This is a genomic window from Rhizobium sp. NFR07, from assembly GCF_900111905.1.
In the GTDB taxonomy this organism is placed as follows: domain Bacteria; phylum Pseudomonadota; class Alphaproteobacteria; order Rhizobiales; family Rhizobiaceae; genus Neorhizobium.
Genome location: NZ_FOKM01000003.1, coordinates 404,847 through 426,201 on the forward strand (window position 1 = coordinate 404,847; position 21,355 = coordinate 426,201).

Annotated in this window: 19 protein-coding genes and 1 tRNA gene; 10 read left to right on the forward strand and 10 right to left on the reverse strand. The window is 63.3% G+C overall.

The window, feature by feature from the left end:
* Nucleotide 1: 1 nt before the first annotated feature.
* Together BM216_RS08915 and BM216_RS08920 are read right to left on the reverse strand one after the other, a co-directional pair.
* Nucleotides 2–742, reverse strand: coding sequence for an RlmE family RNA methyltransferase (locus BM216_RS08915; RefSeq protein WP_092998094.1), 741 nt, complete (start codon nucleotides 740–742; stop codon nucleotides 2–4).
* Nucleotides 739–2,382, reverse strand: coding sequence for a Ppx/GppA phosphatase family protein (locus BM216_RS08920; RefSeq protein WP_092998097.1), 1,644 nt, complete (start codon nucleotides 2,380–2,382; stop codon nucleotides 739–741). Before BM216_RS08920 ends, BM216_RS08915 begins: the two co-directional genes overlap by 4 nt.
* Nucleotides 2,383–2,696: 314 nt before the next feature.
* Between BM216_RS08920 and BM216_RS08925 the strand changes: the two genes are divergently transcribed.
* Nucleotides 2,697–2,770 (forward strand) — tRNA-Gln (locus tag BM216_RS08925).
* Between the two features lie 154 nt (nucleotides 2,771–2,924).
* Here BM216_RS08925 and paoC read toward each other — a convergent pair.
* From paoC to BM216_RS08945, 4 genes are all read right to left on the reverse strand, one after another.
* Nucleotides 2,925–5,123, reverse strand: a complete 2,199-nt coding sequence (gene paoC, locus BM216_RS08930) for an aldehyde oxidoreductase molybdenum-binding subunit PaoC (RefSeq protein ID WP_092998100.1) — start codon at nucleotides 5,121–5,123, stop codon at nucleotides 2,925–2,927.
* 3 nt (nucleotides 5,124–5,126) lie between these two features.
* The gene (locus tag BM216_RS08935) at nucleotides 5,127–6,077 is read right to left on the reverse strand and encodes an FAD binding domain-containing protein (RefSeq protein ID WP_092998103.1); all 951 of its coding nucleotides are present in this window, start codon (nucleotides 6,075–6,077) and stop codon (nucleotides 5,127–5,129) included.
* Nucleotides 6,074–6,715 carry an aldehyde dehydrogenase iron-sulfur subunit PaoA gene (gene paoA, locus BM216_RS08940; RefSeq protein ID WP_092998106.1) on the reverse strand — a complete coding sequence of 214 codons (642 nt, stop codon included), beginning with the start codon at nucleotides 6,713–6,715 and terminating at the stop codon, nucleotides 6,074–6,076. The genes BM216_RS08935 and paoA overlap by 4 nt, the downstream gene beginning before the upstream one ends.
* Nucleotides 6,716–6,992: 277 nt before the next feature.
* The gene (locus BM216_RS08945; protein WP_092998109.1) at nucleotides 6,993–7,883 is read right to left on the reverse strand and encodes a LysR family transcriptional regulator; all 891 of its coding nucleotides are present in this window, start codon (nucleotides 7,881–7,883) and stop codon (nucleotides 6,993–6,995) included.
* Between the two features lie 171 nt (nucleotides 7,884–8,054).
* On the opposite strand from BM216_RS08945, the gene BM216_RS08950 reads away from it, so the two are divergent.
* From BM216_RS08950 to BM216_RS08990, 9 genes are all read left to right on the forward strand, one after another.
* Nucleotides 8,055–9,044: an aldo/keto reductase gene (locus tag BM216_RS08950; RefSeq protein ID WP_092998112.1), complete on the forward strand. Its 990-nt coding sequence runs from the start codon at nucleotides 8,055–8,057 to the stop codon at nucleotides 9,042–9,044.
* 88 nt (nucleotides 9,045–9,132) lie between these two features.
* On the forward strand, nucleotides 9,133–10,380 hold the full coding sequence (locus BM216_RS08955; protein ID WP_092998115.1) for a multidrug effflux MFS transporter: 1,248 nt from the start codon (nucleotides 9,133–9,135) through the stop codon (nucleotides 10,378–10,380).
* Between the two features lie 4 nt (nucleotides 10,381–10,384).
* Complete coding sequence (locus tag BM216_RS08960; RefSeq protein WP_092998118.1) at nucleotides 10,385–11,191, forward strand: SDR family oxidoreductase; 807 nt, start codon at nucleotides 10,385–10,387, stop codon at nucleotides 11,189–11,191.
* A gap of 189 nt (nucleotides 11,192–11,380) precedes the next feature.
* Nucleotides 11,381–12,598: a (R)-mandelonitrile lyase gene (locus tag BM216_RS08965; protein ID WP_092998121.1), complete on the forward strand. Its 1,218-nt coding sequence runs from the start codon at nucleotides 11,381–11,383 to the stop codon at nucleotides 12,596–12,598.
* Nucleotides 12,599–12,677: 79 nt separating this feature from the next.
* On the forward strand, nucleotides 12,678–13,256 hold the full coding sequence (locus BM216_RS08970; RefSeq protein ID WP_092998123.1) for a flavodoxin: 579 nt from the start codon (nucleotides 12,678–12,680) through the stop codon (nucleotides 13,254–13,256).
* A gap of 84 nt (nucleotides 13,257–13,340) precedes the next feature.
* The gene (locus tag BM216_RS08975; protein ID WP_092998126.1) at nucleotides 13,341–14,045 is read left to right on the forward strand and encodes an SDR family oxidoreductase; all 705 of its coding nucleotides are present in this window, start codon (nucleotides 13,341–13,343) and stop codon (nucleotides 14,043–14,045) included.
* Between the two features lie 101 nt (nucleotides 14,046–14,146).
* Nucleotides 14,147–15,394, forward strand: a complete 1,248-nt coding sequence (locus BM216_RS08980; RefSeq protein ID WP_092998129.1) for an NAD(P)/FAD-dependent oxidoreductase — start codon at nucleotides 14,147–14,149, stop codon at nucleotides 15,392–15,394.
* A gap of 32 nt (nucleotides 15,395–15,426) precedes the next feature.
* On the forward strand, nucleotides 15,427–16,785 hold the full coding sequence (locus BM216_RS08985) for a glutamine synthetase family protein (protein WP_092998132.1): 1,359 nt from the start codon (nucleotides 15,427–15,429) through the stop codon (nucleotides 16,783–16,785).
* A 1-nt stretch (nucleotide 16,786) separates the two neighbouring features.
* Nucleotides 16,787–18,085 (forward strand): NAD(P)/FAD-dependent oxidoreductase, encoded by a 1,299-nt coding sequence (locus BM216_RS08990; RefSeq protein WP_092998135.1) that lies wholly within the window; start codon nucleotides 16,787–16,789, stop codon nucleotides 18,083–18,085.
* Nucleotides 18,086–18,122: 37 nt separating this feature from the next.
* Here the strand turns inward: BM216_RS08990 and BM216_RS08995 are convergent, their stop codons facing one another.
* From BM216_RS08995 to rirA, 4 genes are all read right to left on the reverse strand, one after another.
* Nucleotides 18,123–18,779, reverse strand: coding sequence for a TetR/AcrR family transcriptional regulator (locus BM216_RS08995; protein ID WP_092998138.1), 657 nt, complete (start codon nucleotides 18,777–18,779; stop codon nucleotides 18,123–18,125).
* A gap of 168 nt (nucleotides 18,780–18,947) precedes the next feature.
* Nucleotides 18,948–19,481 carry a gluconokinase gene (locus BM216_RS09000; RefSeq protein WP_092998141.1) on the reverse strand — a complete coding sequence of 178 codons (534 nt, stop codon included), beginning with the start codon at nucleotides 19,479–19,481 and terminating at the stop codon, nucleotides 18,948–18,950.
* 38 nt (nucleotides 19,482–19,519) lie between these two features.
* Nucleotides 19,520–20,551, reverse strand: coding sequence for an AbrB family transcriptional regulator (locus tag BM216_RS09005; RefSeq protein ID WP_092998144.1), 1,032 nt, complete (start codon nucleotides 20,549–20,551; stop codon nucleotides 19,520–19,522).
* A 164-nt stretch (nucleotides 20,552–20,715) separates the two neighbouring features.
* Complete coding sequence (gene rirA, locus BM216_RS09010) at nucleotides 20,716–21,186, reverse strand: iron-responsive transcriptional regulator RirA (protein WP_092998147.1); 471 nt, start codon at nucleotides 21,184–21,186, stop codon at nucleotides 20,716–20,718.
* Nucleotides 21,187–21,355 lie beyond the last annotated feature (169 nt).

Below are 21,355 nucleotides of genomic sequence, written 5' to 3' on the forward strand. Positions count from 1 at the left end.
ATCAGAGCGCGGACGCTTCGTCCTCGCCCTCGCTATCAGTCTCTGCGGCACGGCGGCCCTTGAAGTGCTTGGCGAGCAGGAACATCTCGACCGATTCCTGCCGCGACGAGGCGGGCTTCACATGGATGACCTGCTTGAAATTCTTCTTCAGCAGGTCGAGCAGATCCTTTTCCGTGCCACCCTGGAAGGTTTTCGCCAGGAAGTGACCGCCTTCGGCCAGAACCTCGATGGCGAAATGCGCAGCGACCTCGCACAGATGCATGGTGCGCAGGTGATCGGTGCGGTGATGGCCGGTGGTCGGCGCCGCCATGTCGGAGAGAACGAGATTGGGCACCCCGCCAATCGCTTCCTTCAGGAGTTCGGGTGCGCTGTCATCGAGAAAGTCGAGCTGTAGGATTTTGACACCCGGCAGCGGATCGACCTCGAGGAAGTCGATTGCGGCGACGCGGGGATCCTCGTCCGTCGAATTCGTCACCTTGGCGGCGATCTGCGACCAGCTGCCCGGAGCAGCACCAAGGTCGATGATGCGCTTCGCGCCCTTGAGGATCTGGTGCTTCTCGTCGATTTCGAGCAGCTTGAAGGCCGCGCGGGCGCGATAACCTTCGAGCTTCGCCCGCTGGACATAAGGGTCGTTGATATGGCGCTCGAGCCAGCGGCGCGAAGAGGCCTTCAGCTTGCCCTTCTTCACCTTCTGGCCCAGCTTGCGGCCCGTTCTGTTTATGCCGACCGGTGGTTTTGTCATCGCCGTTTCAAACCTTCTTCGGTACCGCCGTTCGCCGCGCGGCGCGAGCGGCCGCGCCGCCATACGCCGTCATCGGCCATCATGTCTGTCAAAAGCCCTTCGCGCAGGCCGCGATCGGCCACCCGCATGCGGTTGGACGGCCAGCGGCGGCGGATCGCCTCCAGGATGGCACAGCCGGCGAGCACGAGATCGGCCCGGTCCGGACCGATGCAGGGATTGGCGGCACGACCGGCAAAATCCCACGACAAAAGCTTCGCCTGCATGGCGGAGACTTCCGCATCCGAAAGCCACAGCCCGTCGACCCTGCGGCGATCATAGCGCGGCAGGTCTAGATGGACGCCGGCAAGCGTCGTGACCGTGCCGGACGTGCCGATGAGGTGGAAATCGTGATCCGGATTGCGTCTGGCCGAGCCGATCGGCGGGCAATCGAACTTTGCCAGCATGCCCTCGACCTCGACCACCATCGCCTCGAAGACATCGGGCGTGACATCGCGACCGCCATGGCGTTCCGACAGCGTCACGACGCCGACGGGAAGCGAGGTCCAGTGGGTGATGTGGTTGGCAAGCCTGCTCGAACGATTGTCGCCGATGCGGATTACCGCAATTTCCGACGAGCCGCCGCCAATATCGAAGAGCACGATGGAGCGCGCCTCGCGGCCGACGAGCGACGAGCAGCCGGAGACCGCAAGCCGGGCTTCCGTCTCGCGATCGATGATCTCGAGATCGAGCCCGGTTTCCGCCGTGACGCGGGCCAGGAACTCCTCGCCATTGGCCGCCGCGCGGCAGGCCTCGGTGGCGATCAGCCGCATCTTGCGGATCGGCTTGGCCGAAAGCTTGGACGCGCAGATGCGCAGCGCCTCGACGGCGCGGTCCATGGCATCAGCGGACAGCCTGCCGGTGGCGGCAAGCCCCTCGCCGAGCCGCACGATGCGGGAAAAGGCGTCAACGACGCGGAAATGGCCGGGCCGCGTCGGCTGGGCGATCAGCAGGCGGCAATTGTTTGTGCCGAGATCGAGCGCGGCATAAAGATCGTCGCGGAAGGGAAGTGCCGCCTCGAAACCGTGCTGGCCGGGCATCGCAGCGCCATTGGCGCGCTCCGCCGCATGGGGGGAGTTTGCGCGCAGCAGCGCCGGCTGGGAGACGCCGTTCAGCGCATCGCGGGCGTGCGCGTCCTTGGCGGAACCCTGAGCGTGTCCATGATTTCCCCTGCCCTGGCTTCCCTGGCCCTGGTTTCCCTGGCCCTGGGCGAGCGGGCGCCCCTGAAGACCACGGCCGCCGCGATTCTTCTTGCGGCGGTCCCGTCCCTTGGCCTTTACGGCATTACCGGGTTGTGCGGAATTCTGACGCTGGTCCTGTTCGGCGCGCACGGGTGCGGCCGACGGCGCGGCAGCCGTATCGGGATTGGCGGGACGGTCGGATCTCGACCGCCGACGCTTACGCTTGCGCGCAGGATGATCCTGCTTCGCTTCGAGACGGGCGGCATTCTCGGCGGAAGGGGCCGATGATGCGTGCGGAGAGGCCGACGCGTTACGGTTCTTGCCGCCGCGCTTGCCCTTCCTGCGGCGGGACGGCTTGCCAGCCCCGCCTTCTGCCGCCGACGCCCCGCCATTTTGCGGCACACGGCCGCTATCGGGGTCCATTGGTCGTTCTGTCCATCTCGCCGCGCACCACCTGAAAAGGGACGCTGCGGCGTCTGATTGCTTCGTTGTCCCAAAGATAACAGCGAGGGCGCCATTCGCCAACCGCCTTTTTCGAAGGGCGGGCGCAGCATCCGTCGAACACCGGCTGCATCCCCCGTGCGGCCTTCGTCCAGCCCCTGTGCAAGCCCCCTCGCCCGGGGTCGGCGGCCAACGAAGAACGTTGCGAAAAAATTTCGGAAAAAGGTATTTGCAAGTCGCAAAGGTTTGGCTATAAGCGCCGCACACCGATGAGCCGGCCAATGGCCGCTCCCTGCTGGGGAATAGTTCAACGGTAGAACGACGGACTCTGACTCCGTTAATCTTGGTTCGAATCCAGGTTCCCCAGCCAATTTCTCTCTTCATGTCATAAAAATCGCACGCCAAAGGCGTCCGGAAGAATAATTTACGTAGCTTTGCTGCCTCTGGCCAGCCCCTGCGCCGAGCCCCACGCCGGGCGAGGAACAAACGTGCGCACCGCTTCCCGCGATGCGCACATCCCAAACTTACCCGATCCGCGGCAGGTCGCGGATGATCTTATCGAGTGTGACCGGATAGTTGCGGACACGCACGCCGGTGGCGTTGTGGACGGCGTTGGCGAGGGCAGCTGCAACGCCGCAGAGGCCGAGTTCGCCGACGCCCTTGGCCTTCATCGGCGAGGAATAGGGATCGGTCTCGTCGAGGAAGATCACCTCCTGGTCGTGGATATCGGCGTGGACGGGCACTTCGTAGCCGGCGAGATCGTGGTTGACGAAGAAGCCGCGGCGCTTGTCGACGGCGAGTTCTTCCATGAAGGCGCCGCCGACGCCCATGGTCATGGCACCGATCATCTGGCTTCGCGCCGTGATCGGGTTGAGGATGCGGCCGGCGGCGGCGACGCCGAGCATGCGGCGAACGCGGATTTCCGCCGTATAGGCATCGATGCCGACCTCGACGAAATGAGCGCCGAAGGTCGACTGCTGCTTTTCCTCGGAGACATCGCCGTATTCGATCGTGTCCTCGGCGGTGATGCCGTCATCGCCCGCCGCCTGCGCCAGCGAGATGGCCCGGTTGCCGGAGCGGATCTCGCCATCGGCAAACGTCACGTCGGTCGAGTTGAAGCCGAGCTTCTGGGCGATCTTTTCACGCAGTGCGACGCAGGCGGCATAGACGCCGGCGGTCGAGCTGTTGGCGCCCCATTGGCCACCGGAACCGGCCGAAACGGGAAAGCGGGTATCGCCGAGATTGACCGCCACTTTGTCGACCGTCAGACCCATCATTTCCGCCGCCGTCTGGGCGATGATCGTATAGGTGCCGGTGCCGATATCGGTCATGTCGGTCTCGACGGTGACCACTCCTTCCCGGTCCAGCCTGACGCGGGCGCCGGACTTCATCACCAGGTTGTTGCGGAAGGCGGAGGCAACGCCCATGCCGACCAGCCAGCGGCCGTCGCGGACGCTGCCCGGAGTGGGGTTGCGTCTCTCCCAGCCGAATCGTTCAGCGCCTAGGCGCAGGCACTCGACGAACTGGCGGTGCGAGAACTGCTTTTCCGGCTTTTCCGGGTCGACCTGCGTGTCGTTGATGATGCGGAATTCGACCGGATCGATGCCGAGCTTCTCGGCCATCTCGTCCATGGCGATTTCGAGCGCCATCAGGCCTGGAGCCTCGCCCGGGGCCCGCATCGCATTGCCTTCCGGCAGGTCGAGGGTGGCGAGCCGCATCGCCGTCATCCGGTGCTGGCCGGCATAGAGCAGCCGCGTCTGCATCACCGCCGCCTCCGGGCCGCCGCCGGGCAGATCTCCCGACCAGCTTTCATGGCCGATGGCGGTGATCCTGCCATCCTGCCCAGCCCCGATGCGGATGCGCTGGATGGTGGCGGGACGGTGCGTCGTGTTGTTCATGAGGAAGGGGCGCGGCAATGCCAGCTTCACCGGCCGTCCGGCAGCCTTGGCGCCGAGTGCTGCCAGCAGCGCATCGGAGCGCAGGAAGAGTTTCGAGCCGAAGCCGCCGCCGATGAAGGGCGACATGATGTGGATCTTGTCTTCTTCCATGCCAAGCGTGGCAGCGATCTGCGCCCTGTTCCAGGCAATCATCTGGTTGGAGGTCCAGAGCGTCAGCTCGTCGCCGTTCCAGACCGCGAGCGAGGCATGGGGCTCCATCATCGCATGGGACTGGTCGGGCGTTGTGTAGCGCTCGTCGAGCTTGACAGCGGCGGCCTCGAAGGCGGGGCCGAAGTCGCCGGCAGCACTGTCCGGATCGCCGCTTTCGGGTTTCACGGCATTTTCCATCTCGGCGGCGAGATCGAAAGCGCCAGGTGCCTCGACATAGTCCACCTTGATCAGCTGGGCGGCGGAGCGGGCCTGTTCGAAGGTTTCGGCCACCACCACGGCGATCGCCTGGTGATAGTGCTGGATCTCCGGCCCGCCCATGAGAGTTGCGGTGTTCAGGCTGCCCTTGCCGAGTTTGCCGGCCGATTCGGCGGTGACGACCGCGAGCACGCCCGGTGCCTGGCGAGCGGCCTGGACATCCATCGACGAGATGCGGCCCTTGGCGATGGCAGCGCCGACCGGATAGCCATAGGCCGCCTTTAGGCTCGCATCGTGCCATTCATAGGCGTAGGTGGCGGTACCGGTGACCTTGCGCGGGCCATCGATGCGGGTGATCGCCTGGCCGACGACCTTCATCTGGTCGATCGGGTTGTTTGTCGCGGGTGTATCGAAACGCATGGCTTACCCCTTCGTCTCTTCGAGGATGCCCGCGAGCGTGCGCTCGGCGAGGGTTACCTTGAATTCGTTTTCTTCCGTGGTGCGAGCACCGTCGAGCAGCTTGCGCATGACCGTGGCGGCACCGTTCGGCATGTCGGCCTCGGCCGCCTCGACGCGCCACGGCTTATGGGCGACGCCGCCGAGGGCGACGCGTCCGGTTCCGTCCGGCCTGACGATGGCTGCCACCGAGACGAGCGCGAAGGCGTAGGAGGCCCGGTCGCGGACCTTGCGGTAGACATGACGACCCGCAACCGGCGGCGGGAGGGTCACCGCGGTGATGATCTCGCCCTGGTCCAGCGCGGTCTCGATATGCGGCGTGTCGCCCGGTAGCCGGTGGAAATCGGCGATCGGGATGCTGCGGGTCACACCGTCCGACTTGACGGTCTCGACCGTGGCGTCGAGCGCGCGCATGGCCACGGCCATGTCGCTCGGATGGGTGGCGATGCACTGGTCGCTAACGCCGACGATGCCGAGCTGGCGGGTGACGCCGCCGATCGCTGAACAGCCGCTGCCCGGCTGGCGTTTGTTGCAAGGCTGGTTGGTATCATAGAAATAGGGACAGCGCGTGCGCTGCAGCAGGTTGCCGGCCGTGGTCGCCTTGTTGCGCAGCTGGCCGGAGGCGCCGGCCACCAGCGCGCGGGTCAGCACGCCATAGTCGCGACGGACCCTCTCATCGGCCGCCAGATCGGTATTGCGCACCAGCGCGCCGATCTTCAGACCGCCCTTCTCTGTCGCCTCGATCTTGTCCAGACCTAGACCGTTGACATCGATCAGATGGGTCGGGGTCTCGATCTCGAGTTTCATCAGGTCGAGAAGGTTGGTGCCGCCTGCGATGAATTTCGCATTGCCGTTATCCGCCACAGCCGCGGCTGCCGATGCAGCCGAGGTGGCGCGTTCATAGGTAAACTGTCTCATGCCGGCCTCCCTGCAACATCGTTGATTGCAGCAATGATGTTGGCATAGGCGCCGCATCGACAGATGTTGCCGCTCATCCGTTCGCGGATCTCGGCATCGGTGACCTGCATCTGCGCCGCCAGATCCTCGGTGACGTGGCTCGGAATGCCGGCCGCGATTTCCTCAAGGACGGCGACGGAGGAACAGATCTGTCCCGGCGTGCAGTAACCGCACTGGAAGCCGTCGTGCCTGACGAAGGCGGCCTGCATCGGATGCATGTCGCTGGTCGTGCCGAGGCCCTCGATCGTGGTGATCTCGTCGCCCTCATGCATGACGGCAAGCGACAGACAGGAATTGATGCGGCGGCCATCGACCATAACCGTGCAGGCTCCGCACTGGCCGTGGTCGCAGCCTTTCTTGGTGCCGGTGAGCGCCAGCTGTTCGCGAAGCGCGTCGAGCAGGGTCGTGCGGTTGTCGACGGTCAGCTCGCGGCGGGTGCCGTTGACGGTGAAGCTGACCTGGGTGCTGTGGCGATCGATCGTGGCGGTGGTGGATTGCGCCTGGGCGCTGGCACCCGCATTTGCGGCTGCGACGGAAACGGCTGCGGTTCCGACCATAAGATCCCTCCGTGAAATTTCGAGGACGTGTGGAATTGACATCTTGGCTCCCTTCTTGCCCTGAACCCTCGCGACAGGCAGGAGGCCAAGGCAGTTCAATCTCCAACCGGCTGGTCGGGTTCCATTGCTGATCAGAAAAGACTAGGGTCACGGCATCTTGCCGATTACCGCCCGGCTATCGATGACAGCTATACTTTCAGCTCATCAATGCCTGCGACGTCGCATAAATCATTCAGGATCAGCCACTTACGCAACGCGCAGCGGCCTATTCCGGCCTGATCACGGGTCTTGAACAGATGGTGATGCCGGATTGATGGCGTCAGCGATAGCGGAGAGCCTCGACGAGAAGGGCAAAGGCAGGCGATGCAAGCCTGCGGCTCGGATAATAGAGATGGTAGCCCGGGAATGGCGTGCACCATTCCTCCAGCACCGGCACCAGACTGCCCTTGGCAACCAGCGGAGCCAGATGATCTTCCGGAAGACAGGCAAGCCCGAGCCCGTCGAGCGCTGCATCGATGATCATCGGCACGTCGTTGCAGATGAACTGGCCGTCGACACGCACATTGACGGGACGGCCGTCACGCTCGAACTCCCAGGCGTAGAGTCCGCCGAGGGTGGGAAGCCGCAGGTTAATGCAATTGTGCCCGGTCAGATCGTAGGGCGTCTGCGGTTTTGGATTGCGGGCGAAATAATCCGGAGCGCCGACGACCATCATCCGCAATTCGGGGCCGATCCTGACCGCGATCATATCCTTCTCGATGCTTTCGCCGAGGCGCACGCCGGCGTCGAAGCGTTCGGAGACGAGGTCGACGAATTTCTGCTCGACCGAGATCTCGACATTGATGTCCGGATAGTCGGCCATCAGGCGCTTGACCTTGGGCATCAGGATAGCCTGCGCGGGCAGGCGGCTCGAGGTGATGCGGATCGTGCCGCCGGGCCGCTGGCGCATGGCGCTCAGGGCATCGATGCGGCTTCTTATGTCGTTGATCGCGGGCCGCAGCGTTTCCATCATCTGCTCGCCCGCTTCCGTCGGCACGACATTGCGCGTCGTACGCGTCAGAAGGCGCACGCCCATCCGCTCCTCGAGGCGGCGCACGGTGTGGCTCAGCGACGATTGCGACGTGCCGAGCTGTGCCGCCGCGCGGGTAAAGCTCCGCTCTTCCGCAACCGTGAGGAAGGCGACGAGATCGCCCAATTCATCCCGCTTCATTCATGAATTCCAGATATAAGTTCATATGAAACTTAGCATCTAATCGGATTAACAAGCCAGTTCTAAATCTCCTCCCACGACGAGTTGATCGGCTGTTGAACAGCGGAGGCCGCCAAGGATTCCGGCCGGCCGCGCCTCTCGGCTCGCCGTCACTCGTGAAGGAGAGCTAAGTTGAAAAAGCGTATTCTCGGCAAGGCAGGTCTTGAAGTGTCGGCCCTCGGCTTCGGCTGCATGGGGCTCGATTTCGGCTATGCCAGCAAGGTCAGCAAGCAGGAAGGCGTCACCCTGATCCGCCAGGCGGTCGATCGCGGCGTGACCTTCTTCGATACGGCGGAGGTCTACGGTCCGTTCACCAACGAAGAGATGGTCGGCGAAGCGCTGAAGCCGGTGCGGGACCGTGTGGTCATCGCCACCAAGTTCGGCTTCAACATCATCGACGGCAAGCAGGCGGGCCTCAACAGCCGGCCGGAGCATATCAAGACGGTTGCGGACGAGAGCCTGAAGCGCCTCGGCACGGATGTGATCGATCTCTTCTACCAGCACCGGGTGGACCCGAACGTGCCGATCGAGGACGTGGCCGGTGCGGTGAAGGACCTGATCGCGGCCGGCAAGGTGAAGCATTTCGGCCTGTCCGAACCGGGCGCCCAGACAGTACGCCGAGCCCATGCGGTGCAGCCGGTGACGACGCTGCAGAACGAATATTCGCTCTGGACCCGCGGGCCGGAGACGAACGGCATTCTCGACACCTGCGAAGAGCTCGGCATCGGGCTGGTGCCCTACAGCCCGCTCGGCAAGGGGTTCCTCACCGGCGCGATGAGCAAGGACACAAAGCTCGGCGAGGGCGACTTCCGCAAGAACCTGCCGCGCTTCACACCCGAGGCGATGGAGAAGAACCAGGCACTGGTCGATCTCCTGAAGGCGATTGCCGACGACAAGGACGGTACGCCGGCCCAGATCGCGCTCGCCTGGCTGCTCGCGCGCAAGCCCTGGATCGTGCCGATCCCCGGAACGACGAAGCTGCACAGGCTGGAAGAGAACCTCGGCGCAGTCGAGGTCGAGCTTTCGGCGGCCGAGCTTGCCCGGATCGAGAAGGCAGCAGCCGAGATCAAGGTCGAGGGTGAGCGCTATCCCGAGCACCTTCTGAAGACGACCGGGCTCTGATCCGGTCACTTTTCATTCAAGGATCGGGCGGGGAGCAAAGCTCTTCCCGCCCTTCGCGAAATTACTCCCAAGTCGAAGTTCCAAGCCAATGTCATCCGACGCCCAGATCATGTCCGCCCCTTCTAATGCCGGCAACACGTCCTCGCGCCATGCGGGACGCTGGCATGTGCTGGCCATTCTCAGCGCGCTGATGGGATTTGCGTCGATTTCGACGGATTTCTACCTGCCTGCAATGCCGAGCATGGCGGACCAACTGGGCGCAGATGCCGGCAAGGTGGAATATACGATCTCCGGCTTCCTGATCGGCTTTAGCCTCGGGCAACTTCTGTGGGGCGCCATCAGCGACAAGTATGGCCGGCGGGTCCCCGTCGCGATCGGCCTCGTGCTGTTCGTCATCGGCTCGGCCGGCTGCGCCCTGTCGCAGAGCGTGGAGGCGATGATCGCCTGGCGCATCCTGCAGGCGCTCGGCGCCTGCGCGGGCGTCGTCCTGTCGCGCGCCATGGTGCGCGACCTCTACCACGGACCGCGCGCGGCGCAGATGCTCTCGACACTGATCGCCGTCATGGCAATTGCGCCGCTGCTCGCTCCGATCATCGGCGGCCAGATCGATGCCATTTCCGGCTGGCGGGCGATCTTCTGGACGCTGGTCGTCCTTGGCCTTCTGGCGCTGGCCGGGCTGTTCTCGCTGCCGGAGACCTTGTCCGCTGAACGGCGACGCACCGATCCGCTGATCGGCGCCTTCCGCCGCTACGCGAACCTGCTCGCTCACAGGAAGATCATCGGTTACGCCGGCGCCGGAGCGTTCTTCTATTCGGGCATGTATGCCTATATCGCCGGCACGCCGTTTGCCTTCATCACCTACCATCACGTGCCGGCAGAATATTACGGCCTGCTTTTCGGTGCCGGCATCATCGGCATCGTCATCACCAACCTCGTCAATGCCAGGCTCGTTCATCGTTTCGGCATGGACCGCATCCTGATGGGCGGAACGCTTGTCGCGATGCTGGCGGGGATCGTGCTCGCGATAAACGCCTATTCGGATCTGGGCGGCCTCTGGGGTCTGTTCCTGCCGCTGCTGGTATTCGTTTCGGTGACCGGCTTCATCGTCGCAAATTCGATCGCCGGCGCCATGGCGGACTATCCCGAACAGGCGGGTTCCGTCTCGGCGCTCGTCGGTGCCATCCAGTATGGCAGCGGGATCGCAGGTTCCGGCTTGGTCGGCGCCTTCGCAGACGGCACGCCCTGGCCGCTGGGCTGGGTCATCGCCGTCATGAGCATTGGCAGCGTGCTCTGCGCCTGGCTCGTCACCTCCTCCCCGAAAACCGAACAGAAATAACGTCATGACCCAGCAGCGACTGAGAATACTCGTCGTCGGTGCGACCGGCAGTATAGGCCGCCATGTCGTCGCCGAAGCGCTCGCCCGCGGCCATGCCGTAAGAGCGCTGGTGCGCGATACCCGCAAGGGACGGATGCTTGGCGATGCCATTGACCTCGCGATCGGCGACCTGACGGAAAAGGCCGGTCTCGACATGGCCGTCGAAGGTGCCGATGCGATCATCTTCACCCATGGTTCGAACGGTGGCGGCAAGCTCGGCTCCGAACGGGTCGATTATGGCGGTGTGCGCAACCTGCTCACGGCGCTCGGACCACGCAAGGTACGGATCGCGCTGATGACCGCGATCGGCGTGACCAACCGCACCGGCAGCTACAATCGCTCGACCGAGGCCCATGACTGGAAACGCCGCGCCGAAAGGCTGGTACGCGCCAGCGGCCATGCCTACACGATCGTCCGCCCCGGCTGGTTCGACTACAATGATACCGACCAGGAAAAGCTCGTGCTGCTGCAGGGCGACGAACGGCAGTCCGGCACGCCACAGGACGGCGTCATCTCCCGCAGGCAGATCGCCCAGGTTCTGGTCGCGAGCCTGACATGCGATGCCGCGCGCAACAAGACATTCGAGCTGGTTGCCGAGACGGGTCCGGCGCAAGGCGATCTCGAACCGCTTTTCTCGACGCTGGCCGCCGATGCACCCGACGGGCTGGATGCGATCCGTGATGCGGCGAACATGCCGATGGACGAAGAACCCGACCGCATACTCGACGATCTCGCCGCCCTGCGCCGGCAGAGCTTTGCCACGGCGAGCTGACACGCACCACCCATGGGACAGCAGAGCGCGAAGCCGTAACCAGCACTTATCCCAGAGGAAACCATTCATGAACCGGGCGCATAGGCCCAATCAGATCGAGCCATCTAATCCCGGCGGCATTCCGGCCCATCTCAGATTCGGGCTCTACGCCGCCACTTGCCCGCGCCCGATCACCAAGAGGAACACCGGATGAAGAATATCGCCGCCACCATTGCCATCTCCACCCTCGCCGCGACCGGCGTCGAAGCGCAGGACGAGCGGCGCCGCGTAGCTCCGCCCGCCGTCTATGACGTGGCACCCGGGCTCGGTCATTTTACAGACGGCGTGCTGTTCGGCGAGGTCTGGGAACGCACCGAACTCAAGCCGCGCGACCGCAGCCTCGTCACGGTCTCGGCGATCGTCTCGACTGGGAAAACGGCGCAGATCGGCGGCCATGTGCGCCGGGCGCTGGACAATGGCGTCACTCCGGCCGAAATCGGCGAACTGATCACCCAGCTCGCCTTTTATTCGGGCTGGCCGAATGCCATCTCGGCCGTGATGGAAACCAAGAAGGTCTTCGACGAGCGCAATGTTGCCCCGGTGGCCAATAGCGAGGCTGCCCGGATCGAGCTCGAAGCGGCTGCCGAAGCCGTGCGCACGGCAACGGTCAATGCCTCTGTGGCGCCGACGGCGGAAGCACTGGCGGATCTCACCAACCGCGTATTGTTCGGCGATCTGTGGCAACGGCCGGATCTTTCCGCCCGCGATCGCAGCCTCGTGACGATGACGGCGCTGGTGGCAATCGGCCAGCCGGAGCAGCTGCCCTTCCACGCCAACCGCGCGATGGACAACGGGCTGACCGCTGCCGAGGCTTCCGAAGCTATCACGCATGTCGCCTTCTATGCCGGATGGCCACGCGCCATGTCGGCAGTGCCCGTCCTGAAGGGCGTCTTCGAAAAGCGCGGCACCGCAACGCAGACGGCCTCTGCCCAAACAGCATCGCAAGGAGCATCCATGGACCTCCAGGTCACCCGCGCCAACACCAATCCGGTCCCCGGCCCGGCCGATTATTTCACCGGCGAAGTCCGGGTGTCGGCAAACTACAAGAGCACCGAGCCCGCCCGGGTCGGCGGCGCGACCGTTGCCTTCAACGCCGGTGCCCGCACCGCCTGGCACACGCATCCGCTCGGCCAGACGCTGTTCATCGTCTCCGGCAAGGGCTGGGTGCAAAAGGAAGGCGGCCCGGTCGAGACCGTCGGACCCGGTGACGTCGTCTGGATCCCTCCGCATGTGAAGCACTGGCATGGCGCTTCCGCTGACGAGGCGATGAGCCATTTCGCCATCGCCGAAGCCCAGGACGGCAGCGTCGTCACCTGGATGGAGAAGGTGTCCGACGAGGATTACGGCAAGGGCCGTGCGATCGACTGATCCAGTGCAATCCCGGCAGGCATCCAGGCGAGCCTGCCGGACTGCGGAACCCCAAAAGGCAGACCGACAGGAGGGAAGGATGCGAAACGGATTTGCAAGAAGAGACCTTCTGAAGGCCCTGCCCCTGACAGCCGCCGGCCTTGCGCTGGCAGCAACCAGAGCATCCGCCCAGGAACAGGCTACCGGCTCTGGCAGGACGCTGGTGGCCTATTATTCGCGAACCGGTAACACCGCCGTCATCGCCCGCCAGATCAGGCGGGCGCGGGATGCGGCGCTGTTTCAGATCAAGACCGCCGTACCCTACCCGGAAGATTACGAAGAGACGGTCGAACAGGCGCGGCGGGAAACGCGATCGGACTATCTGCCGCCGCTCGCGCATGTCGTCGCCGACATAAGCCAGTATGACACGATCTATCTCGGCCTGCCGATCTGGGGGATGACGGCACCACCGGTGATCCGCTCGTTCCTCATGGCCCATGACCTTTCCGGCAAGACCGTCGTGCCCTTCATCACCCATGGGGGTTATGGGCTCGGCAACAGCATGGACGTGCTGCGTACCCACATGCAGGGAAGCGATCTGCGGCCGGCCTTCTCGATGGAGGCCGATCAGGAAAGGCGCACCCTGGAACAGGTCTCCGGCTGGCTGACCAGCTTCTGATCGGTCCCCTCAAGCCGGCTTGCAATGCTGCGGCGATCGCGCCAAGTTCGAACCAACGAACGAAAGCATGAGAGGGAGCATCCGATGTCGGCAGAGAAGGTAGCGATCGTCACGGCAGGTGGCAGCGGAATGGGCGCCGAGGCCGCCAGACGGCTCGCCGCAGACGGCTTCAAAGTCGCGATCCTGTCATCCTCCGGCAAGGGCGAGACGCTGGCCGCGGAACTCGGCGGTCTCGGCGTCACCGGATCGAACCAGTCGAACGACGACCTGACGCGTCTCGTCAACACCGTGATGGATGCCTGGGGGCGTGTCGACGTACTGGTCAACAGTGCCGGCCATGGTCCCCGCGCGCCGATCATCGATATCACCGACGAGCAATGGCATACAGGCCTCGACGTCTATCTGATGAACGTGATCCGTCCCGTGCGGTTGGTGACGCCGATCATGCAGGCGCAGAAGTCCGGCGCGGTCATCAACATCTCGACGGCCTGGGCCTTCGAGCCGGCCGCGATGTTTCCGACATCGGCGGTATTCCGCGCAGGACTTGCCTCCTATACCAAGATCTATGCCGACACTTACGCGGCCGACAATATCCGCATGAACAACGTGTTGCCCGGCTGGATCGACAGCCTGCCGGCGACAGAGGAACGCCGCGACGCCGTGCCGATGAAGCGCTACGGCACGAGCGCCGAGATTGCTGCAACGGTTGCGTTCCTCGCCTCCGACGGCGCAGGCTACATCACCGGCCAGAACCTGAAGGTCGACGGTGGCCTGACGCGCTCCGTCTAGGTCCCGAACGACCCTAAGCGACTGATATTTTTCATTTGCGCCGCAGCATCCGCAACGGCATGTTGCCCGGATCGGATACATGCGGAAAGCGGATATCGGTCATGGCAGCGGATGCAATCGTTCTAGGGGCAGGTATTGTCGGGGTTTCGACGGCCGTTCAACTGGCCCGTCGCGGTAAGTCGGTGGTGCTGGTCGATCGCGGCGAGCCGGGGCGGGAAACATCCTACGGCAACGCCGGGCTGATCCAGCGCGAAGGCGTCGTGCCCTACGGCTTTCCGCAGCAGTTCGGCACCATCCTGCGCTACGCGCTGAACAACCGGATCGACGCCCATTTCCACTGGCGAGCCATTCCCTCGGTGTCGTCCTTTCTGGCGAAATACTGGTGGCATTCCAACCTGTCCCGGCACCAGCTCATCGCACGCGCCTATGCGCCGCTGATCGAGCATTCGATCGCCACCCATAACGAGCTGATCGAGGAAGCCGGAGCGCAGGACCTGATCGTCAAGAACGGCTGGACGGAAGCGTTCCGCACGCCGTCAAAGCGGGATGGCGAGTTTCGCGAGGCGGAGCGGCTGAGCCGGGAATATGGCGTCGCCTTCAAGCGGCTTTCGGCGAACGAGCTCGCAGCCCAGGAACCGCATCTTTCGCGCGATTTCGTCGGCGGGCTGAAATGGGAAGACCCGTGGTCGGTGAAGAGCCCGCTGGCTTTGACGCAGGCCTATGTGCGGCTGTTCGAAAAGCTCGGTGGCCGAGTGCTGAAGGGCGATGCCCGCAGCCTGTCGAAGACGACGACGGGATGGCGGGTCGTCGCCGGCGACGGCACGGTCGAAGCCAAGGATGTGGTCGTGGCGCTCGGGCCGTGGTCGGACACTGTGACGAAGCCGCTCGGCTACAGCTTTCTCGTCGGCGTCAAGCGCGGCTATCACATGCATTACGGGGCAAAGGGCAACGCGACGCTGAACGGCTGGACCATGGATGCGGAGCGCGGCTATTTCCTCGCGCCGATGGCCCAAGGGATCAGGCTGACGACAGGCGCCGAGTTCGCCCGCCGCGACGCGCCGAAGACGCCGATCCAGCTCGAGCGCGCCGAGGCGGTGGCAAAGACGATCTTTCCCCTGGGCGAAAGGCTGGACAAGGAGCCCTGGATGGGCGCGCGTCCCTGCACGCCGGACATGATGCCGGTGATCGGCAAGGCACCGCGCCACGAGGGCCTGTGGTTCGCCTTCGGCCATGCCCATCACGGGCTGACGCTCGGGCCGGTAACCGGCCAGGTGATCGCCGAGGCGATCATGGGCGAGAAGACGCTGATCGACATTTCCGCCTACAGGCCGGAGCGGTTCAATGCCTAGCCCGACGCCCGGTTCTCGGCTAGGTCTTGTGCATGGATGATATCAGCACCGCCCAGATCTTCTTCGACAACAATCCGGATATCGAGGTCCTCGAGGCCTTCGTGATCGACGCCAACGGGGTGCCGCGCGGCAAGTGGATCCCGCGTGAACGGGCGCTCGACGTGCTGGCCAAGGGCATGGCGATGCCGCGCTCGGTTTATGCGCTCGACGTCTGGGGCCGCGACGTCAACGCAGCCGGGCTGGCTCAAGGGACCGGCGATCCCGACGGGCTTTGTTTCCCTATCCTCGGCACGCTCTCGCGGGTGCCGTGGCTGAAGCGGCCGACGGCGCAGGTCATGCTCGGCATGCAGGACCCCGACGGCCAGGGCTTCTACGGCGATCCGCGCCAGGTGCTCGCCAACGTGCTGCGCGGCTTCCAGAAGATCGGGCTGACGCCGGTCGTGGCGACGGAGCTGGAATTCTACCTGATCGACCCGCTGCGTTCGGCGCTCGATCCCGTGCGGCCGCCGAATTCGCGCGAGGGGCGCTGGCACACCGGGCAGACGCAGGTCCTGTCGATCTCCGAGCTGCAGGATTTCGAGGACGTGTTCCATGGCATTGCCAGCGCCGCCCGGGCGCAGGGCATTCCCGCCGACACGACGGTGCGCGAGAACGGGCCCGGACAATACGAGATCAACCTCAACCATGTGGCCGATGCGCTTAAGGCAGCCGACTATGCGGTTCTCCTGAAGCGGATCGTCAAGGGCGTGGCGCGCGCCAACGATCTCGACGCGACCTTCATGGCAAAGCCCTATGGCAGCCAGGCCGGCAGCGGCATGCATGTGCATTTCTCGCTGATCGACGATGCAGGGCGCAATGTCTATGCCGGCGAGGACGGGCCTTCCGAGGCGCTGTTCCATTCGGTCGGCGGGCTTCTGGAAAACATGGGGGAGAGCATGGCGGTGTTTGCGCCGCATGCCAATTCCTACCGGCGGCTGAGGCCTTCCGAACATGCACCGACCTATGCCTCCTGGGGGTTCGACAACCGATCGGCGGCCGTGCGTGTGATCACCGCCTCGAAGCCCGCGACACGGATCGAGCATCGTGTCGCAGGCGCCGATGTGAACCCCTATCTGGCGCTGGCGATGATCCTCAACGCGGCACTTTCGGGCATTAAAGAGAAGCGCAATCCGGGCGGCGCCATCACCGGCGACGACCACGCGATCAGCCACGAACCGCTGCCGGTCAACTGGGACTACGCCCTGGCGCAGTTTTCCCGCTCGACCTTCGCCTATGCGACGCTCGGACCGAAATACCGCGCGCTGTTTTCGGCCTGCAAGGCGCAGGAACTGGCGGAATTTGCGGTTCGCGTCACGGACGTTGAATACGATGCCTACATAAGGACGGTGTGAGATGGCCTTCAGGACCAGTGACAATCCGGGCCACACCGGCTCGTGGTATGCTGCAAGCGCAAACGACAAGCGCGTGCGACCGGCGCTTGAAGGCGAACTGACGGCCGACGTCTGCATCATCGGCGCGGGCTTCAGCGGCATCTCGGCGGCGCTGGAACTTTCGGAACGGAGCTATTCCGTCATCGTGCTGGAGGCCGAACGGATCGGTTTCGGTGCTTCGGGGCGCAATGGCGGTCAGATCGTCAACGGCTACAGCCGCGATCTCGAGACCATTGCCGGCCGCTACGGCCGCGACAAGGCGATCGAACTCGGCAGGATGTCGCTCGAAGGCGGCAACATCATCCGCGATCGCGTCGCCAAATACGCGATCGACTGCGACCTCGTGCCCGGTGGCTTCTTCGCCGCCTTCACCGACAAGCAGATCCGTCAAATGGAAGAGGACAAGGCCGAGTGGGAGAAGCATGGCCACCCGGGCCTGGAAATGGTGTCGAAGGCCGAGGTGGCGAAATATGTGAAGACCGACCGTTATGCCGGCGGAATGATCGACACGCTGGGCGGCCACATCCATCCGCTCAACCTGGTGCTTGGCGAGGCTGCCGCGGTGGAAAGCCTGGGTGGGAGGATATTCGAAGGGTCACGGGCAATCGCCGTCGAGCCGGGCACTCAGCCGGTGGTGCGGACGGCAAATGGCGCGGTGAAGGCCTCCTATGTTCTGATCTGCGGCAATGCCTATCTCGCGCCGCTGATGCCGGAGATCCATGGACGCATGATGCCGGTGTCGAGCCAGGTGATGGTGACCGAACCGCTGGATGGCGCGCTGATCGAAAGCCTGCTGCCGGCGAACTACTGCGTCGAGGATGCCAATTACATTCTCGACTACTATCGCCGCACGGCAGACAACCGGCTGCTCTATGGCGGCGGGATCGGTTATGGCGGCAATGATCCGAAGGATCTGACGGGAGTCATCCGTCCGAATATGCTGAAGACGTTTCCGCAGCTACAGAACGCCAGGATCGATTATGCCTGGAGCGGCAACTTCGCCCTGACGCTGACGCGCATTCCTCATATGGGCAGGCTGTCGGACACGATCTACTTCTCCCACGGCGACAGCGGCCATGGGGTGACGACGACGCATCTCCTGGGCAAGATCCTCGGAGAGGCCGTTGCCGGCCATGCTGAGCGGTTCGATGTGTGGGCGTCGCTGCCCAACCTGCCCTTCCCCGGCGGCAGCACCTTCCGGGTGCCGCTCACCATGCTTGGCGCATGGTGGTACGGGCTGAGGGACAAGCTGGGGCTTTAGGTGCACTCAAAGCGGTCCGCGAACGGACCGCTGCATGTCACGTGGCCATTTCAGGAAAGTGGCCCTTGAGGAAATAGGTCGCGTGGGTGCGCACGATCGACTTGAACTGGGCGGAGATCTGCGCCGCCTCTTCCGGAACCATCAGGGCGAGGCGCAGGGTCGCGCCGGCCATGTGGAACATCACGAAAAGCGTCTGAGCATAGCTTTCCCGCAGGGCTTCGGCGACGAAATGCTGCGTCACCTGAAAGAAACCTTCGGCCTGAGCCCTGGTCTCGGCGATATCCAGATCAGCCAGTGCCTTGTCGGCCTGGATCGCGTTCAGCAGATCCTGGGTCGAGGGCTCCTCGCGCATGCGCTGGTAATACATGTCGAAAAGATCGTCGGTGGCGCGCAAAGCGTCTTCGGCGGTCTCGATACGGGATACATGGCCCGCGATAAGCTCACGCACATCTTCGACATAGAGTTCGTAAAGCATCGCGATGATCGCGGACTTGTTGGGGAAATACTGGTAGACGGAAGCGATGGGACCGCCGGACAAAGCCGCGATCTCTTTCATCGTTACGGCATCGATGCCCTTTTTGCCGATCAGTTCCTTCGCAACTTTCAGGATTTCGCCGATACGTTCCCGACTTCTTTCCTGCTTTGGCACCCGACGAAGCGAAGCACGTCCGGCAACCTGGCTCGACTCCTGCATGCGAAACCTTTTCTGACCAACGCCTGTTAAAGACATGCGTCGCCAGCCCAGCCAGCAACGCTAATTGGGCGTTATACGTAAAAAGGTTGTGTTCGGATCACTTGCAGGGCGAAAATAATGAAAGAAGGTTCTAATTTCCTTGGATATAAAGAATTAACTGAATATTAATCACGTTTTTTCTTGCCATAGTTGCCGAAGCTTGGCAATTGCTGCATCTACAATTTGTGGAACGGTCGCATCTATATCCACGGTGACGACACCCGATTCGCCCTCCGGGCTCTCCAGCGTCGCCAACTGGCTCTGCAGAAGCGAGGACGGCATGAAATGGCCCTGCCGGTGGCCCATGCGATCGGCAAGCAGTTCCGGCGAACCTTTCAGGAAGACGAAGTAAAGCGGCTCGCCACCGGCGCTGCGAAGCTTTTCGCGATAGATCTTCTTCAGCGAGGAGCAGGTTGCGACAATATCCTCGTTGCGGTCGCGTGCCGCGTGCAGGTTCTCGCCGATCACCTCAAGCCACGGCCAGCGGTCTTCGTCGGTCAGCGGAATGCCTTCCGCCATCTTCTTGACGTTGGCTTCGGGATGAAGCCTGTCCCCCTCGACGAAAGTGCAGTGAAGGCGACTGGCGAGGAGTTCGGCAATCGAGGTCTTGCCCGCGCCGCTCACGCCCATGACGATGATCGCCTTAGACTTCGTTTCGTTCATTCCATCCTCCCTCTCGATGCGGCCCTGGCCATGCCGGACTATCGCAATCTTGCATCCTTGCCGATGACGACGGGCATCAGCACGGACAGAAACATCAATCTCAATACATGGTGCGCGCCGACATAGGTGGGATCGGCATGCAGCATGACGGCCATGGCCGCCATCGTTTCCAGCCCACCGGGCGAAAAGGCGATGAGCGCGGCATCAAGCGGCACATTTGCAAAATAGGACACGAAGACGGCGATGCCAGCGGCAAGCACCATGACAACAAAGGTTACGACAAGGCCAGAAACGAAGGCGATGCGCAGATCCGCCAGGGCAACGCCGGAAAAGCGGGTGCCGATCAGCGAGCCGAGCAGGATATAGGTCGGCGTCAGGACCCAGTTGGGGACGCTGCCGTGCACCGTGCCGGTAATATGGGTGGCGATGGAAACGAAGACGCCTCCGAGCAGCATTGCCGCGGGAAACCTCCAGCGCTTGAACATAAGGCCGAACAGGGCGGACGCGACAAGGATGGCGACCAGAATGGGCAGGTCCATCGTCTGCGGAAGTACGATCACATCGTCTCCGGCGAGATCGAAGACTTCAACGATCAGCGGCACGCTGATCGTGAGCGCCAGCACGCGAACGCTCTGGGAAATGCTGACGGCCCTCAGATCGCAGCGCATTTCCGCAGCGAGGCTGAGCACGTAGCTCAGATGCCCGGGGGACGCGGCCAGCAGGGCGGTCGTCCTGTCATAGCTGAAGACGCGCTGGAGAACCCACGCGGCGGCGAAGAGCAGGATGACGATCGCAATAAAGACCATGACGAAGCTGAGCGGCCAGGTGCGGGCCGCAACGAAGATCTCGGGCGTTACCGTGGAGCCCATGGAAACGCCGACGATGACGAAGCAGACGTTGCGGACTACATGCGGCACCGACAGCGAAAGGCCGGCAAGACTGCCGACAGTGACGGCCACCGCCGGGCCTATCAGGAAGGGAGCCGGAAGACCAAGGGCGCTTGCAATGACCGCGCCCGCAATTCCGATCAAAGCGGTGACAGCAAATTCACGTAATTCGGGAAAATTCATAAAAACCGGTCCTGAGACCCTGCCCGGCGCGGAACAACTATCTGCCTGGCAAGGTGACAACCGTTCTAGCCAACGGGGAAGGAAGGTCAACCGGAGCAGACATGCAGGCAATAAAAAACGCCGGCTGAAACCGGCGTTTTCCAGAAACTACAAATCCTTGCGGGTCAGGCGGCAGGAGCCACAACCTTCGGCATGGAAAGATTGTTAATGCCGAGCAGGAAGTTGATCTGCGGACGCGCCTTGACCAGATCGTCGATCGTATAGTCAGCCAGCACGTCGAAGAAGGCATTGAGCGCCTTGCGCAGCGCAGCGTTCAGGCCACAGCTGTCGACCAGCGGACATTCGACGGCGCCGTCCTCGAAGCATTCAGCCATGGCGAACGAGTCTTCGGTTACGCGAACGACATCGAACAAGGTGATCTTGTCCGCGGCGCGGCCGAGCTTTACGCCGCCGTTACGGCCGCGAACGGTCTCGACGAGGCCGGCCTTGTTGAGCGGCTGCAGGATCTTGAACAGAAACAGCTCGGAGACACCATAGGCCCTGGCGATCTCGGGAATGCGGCTGAGATGGCCTTCATTGGCCGCACAATACATCAGCATGCGAACGGCGTAATTGGTCTGCTTGGTCAAACGCATCGTATTCTCCGGAGGTCTTTCGACCTATATATAGCCTAAGCTAGTTTTGAACAATTCCAAATTGGAGAATTATCATCAGATTTTGCGGCAAGAGATCTGAGCCTGCCGATCCTCCAGTCGAGCCGGCATCTCCCTTCAGTCTAGATATCGCTAAAATATGCCCGCGTCA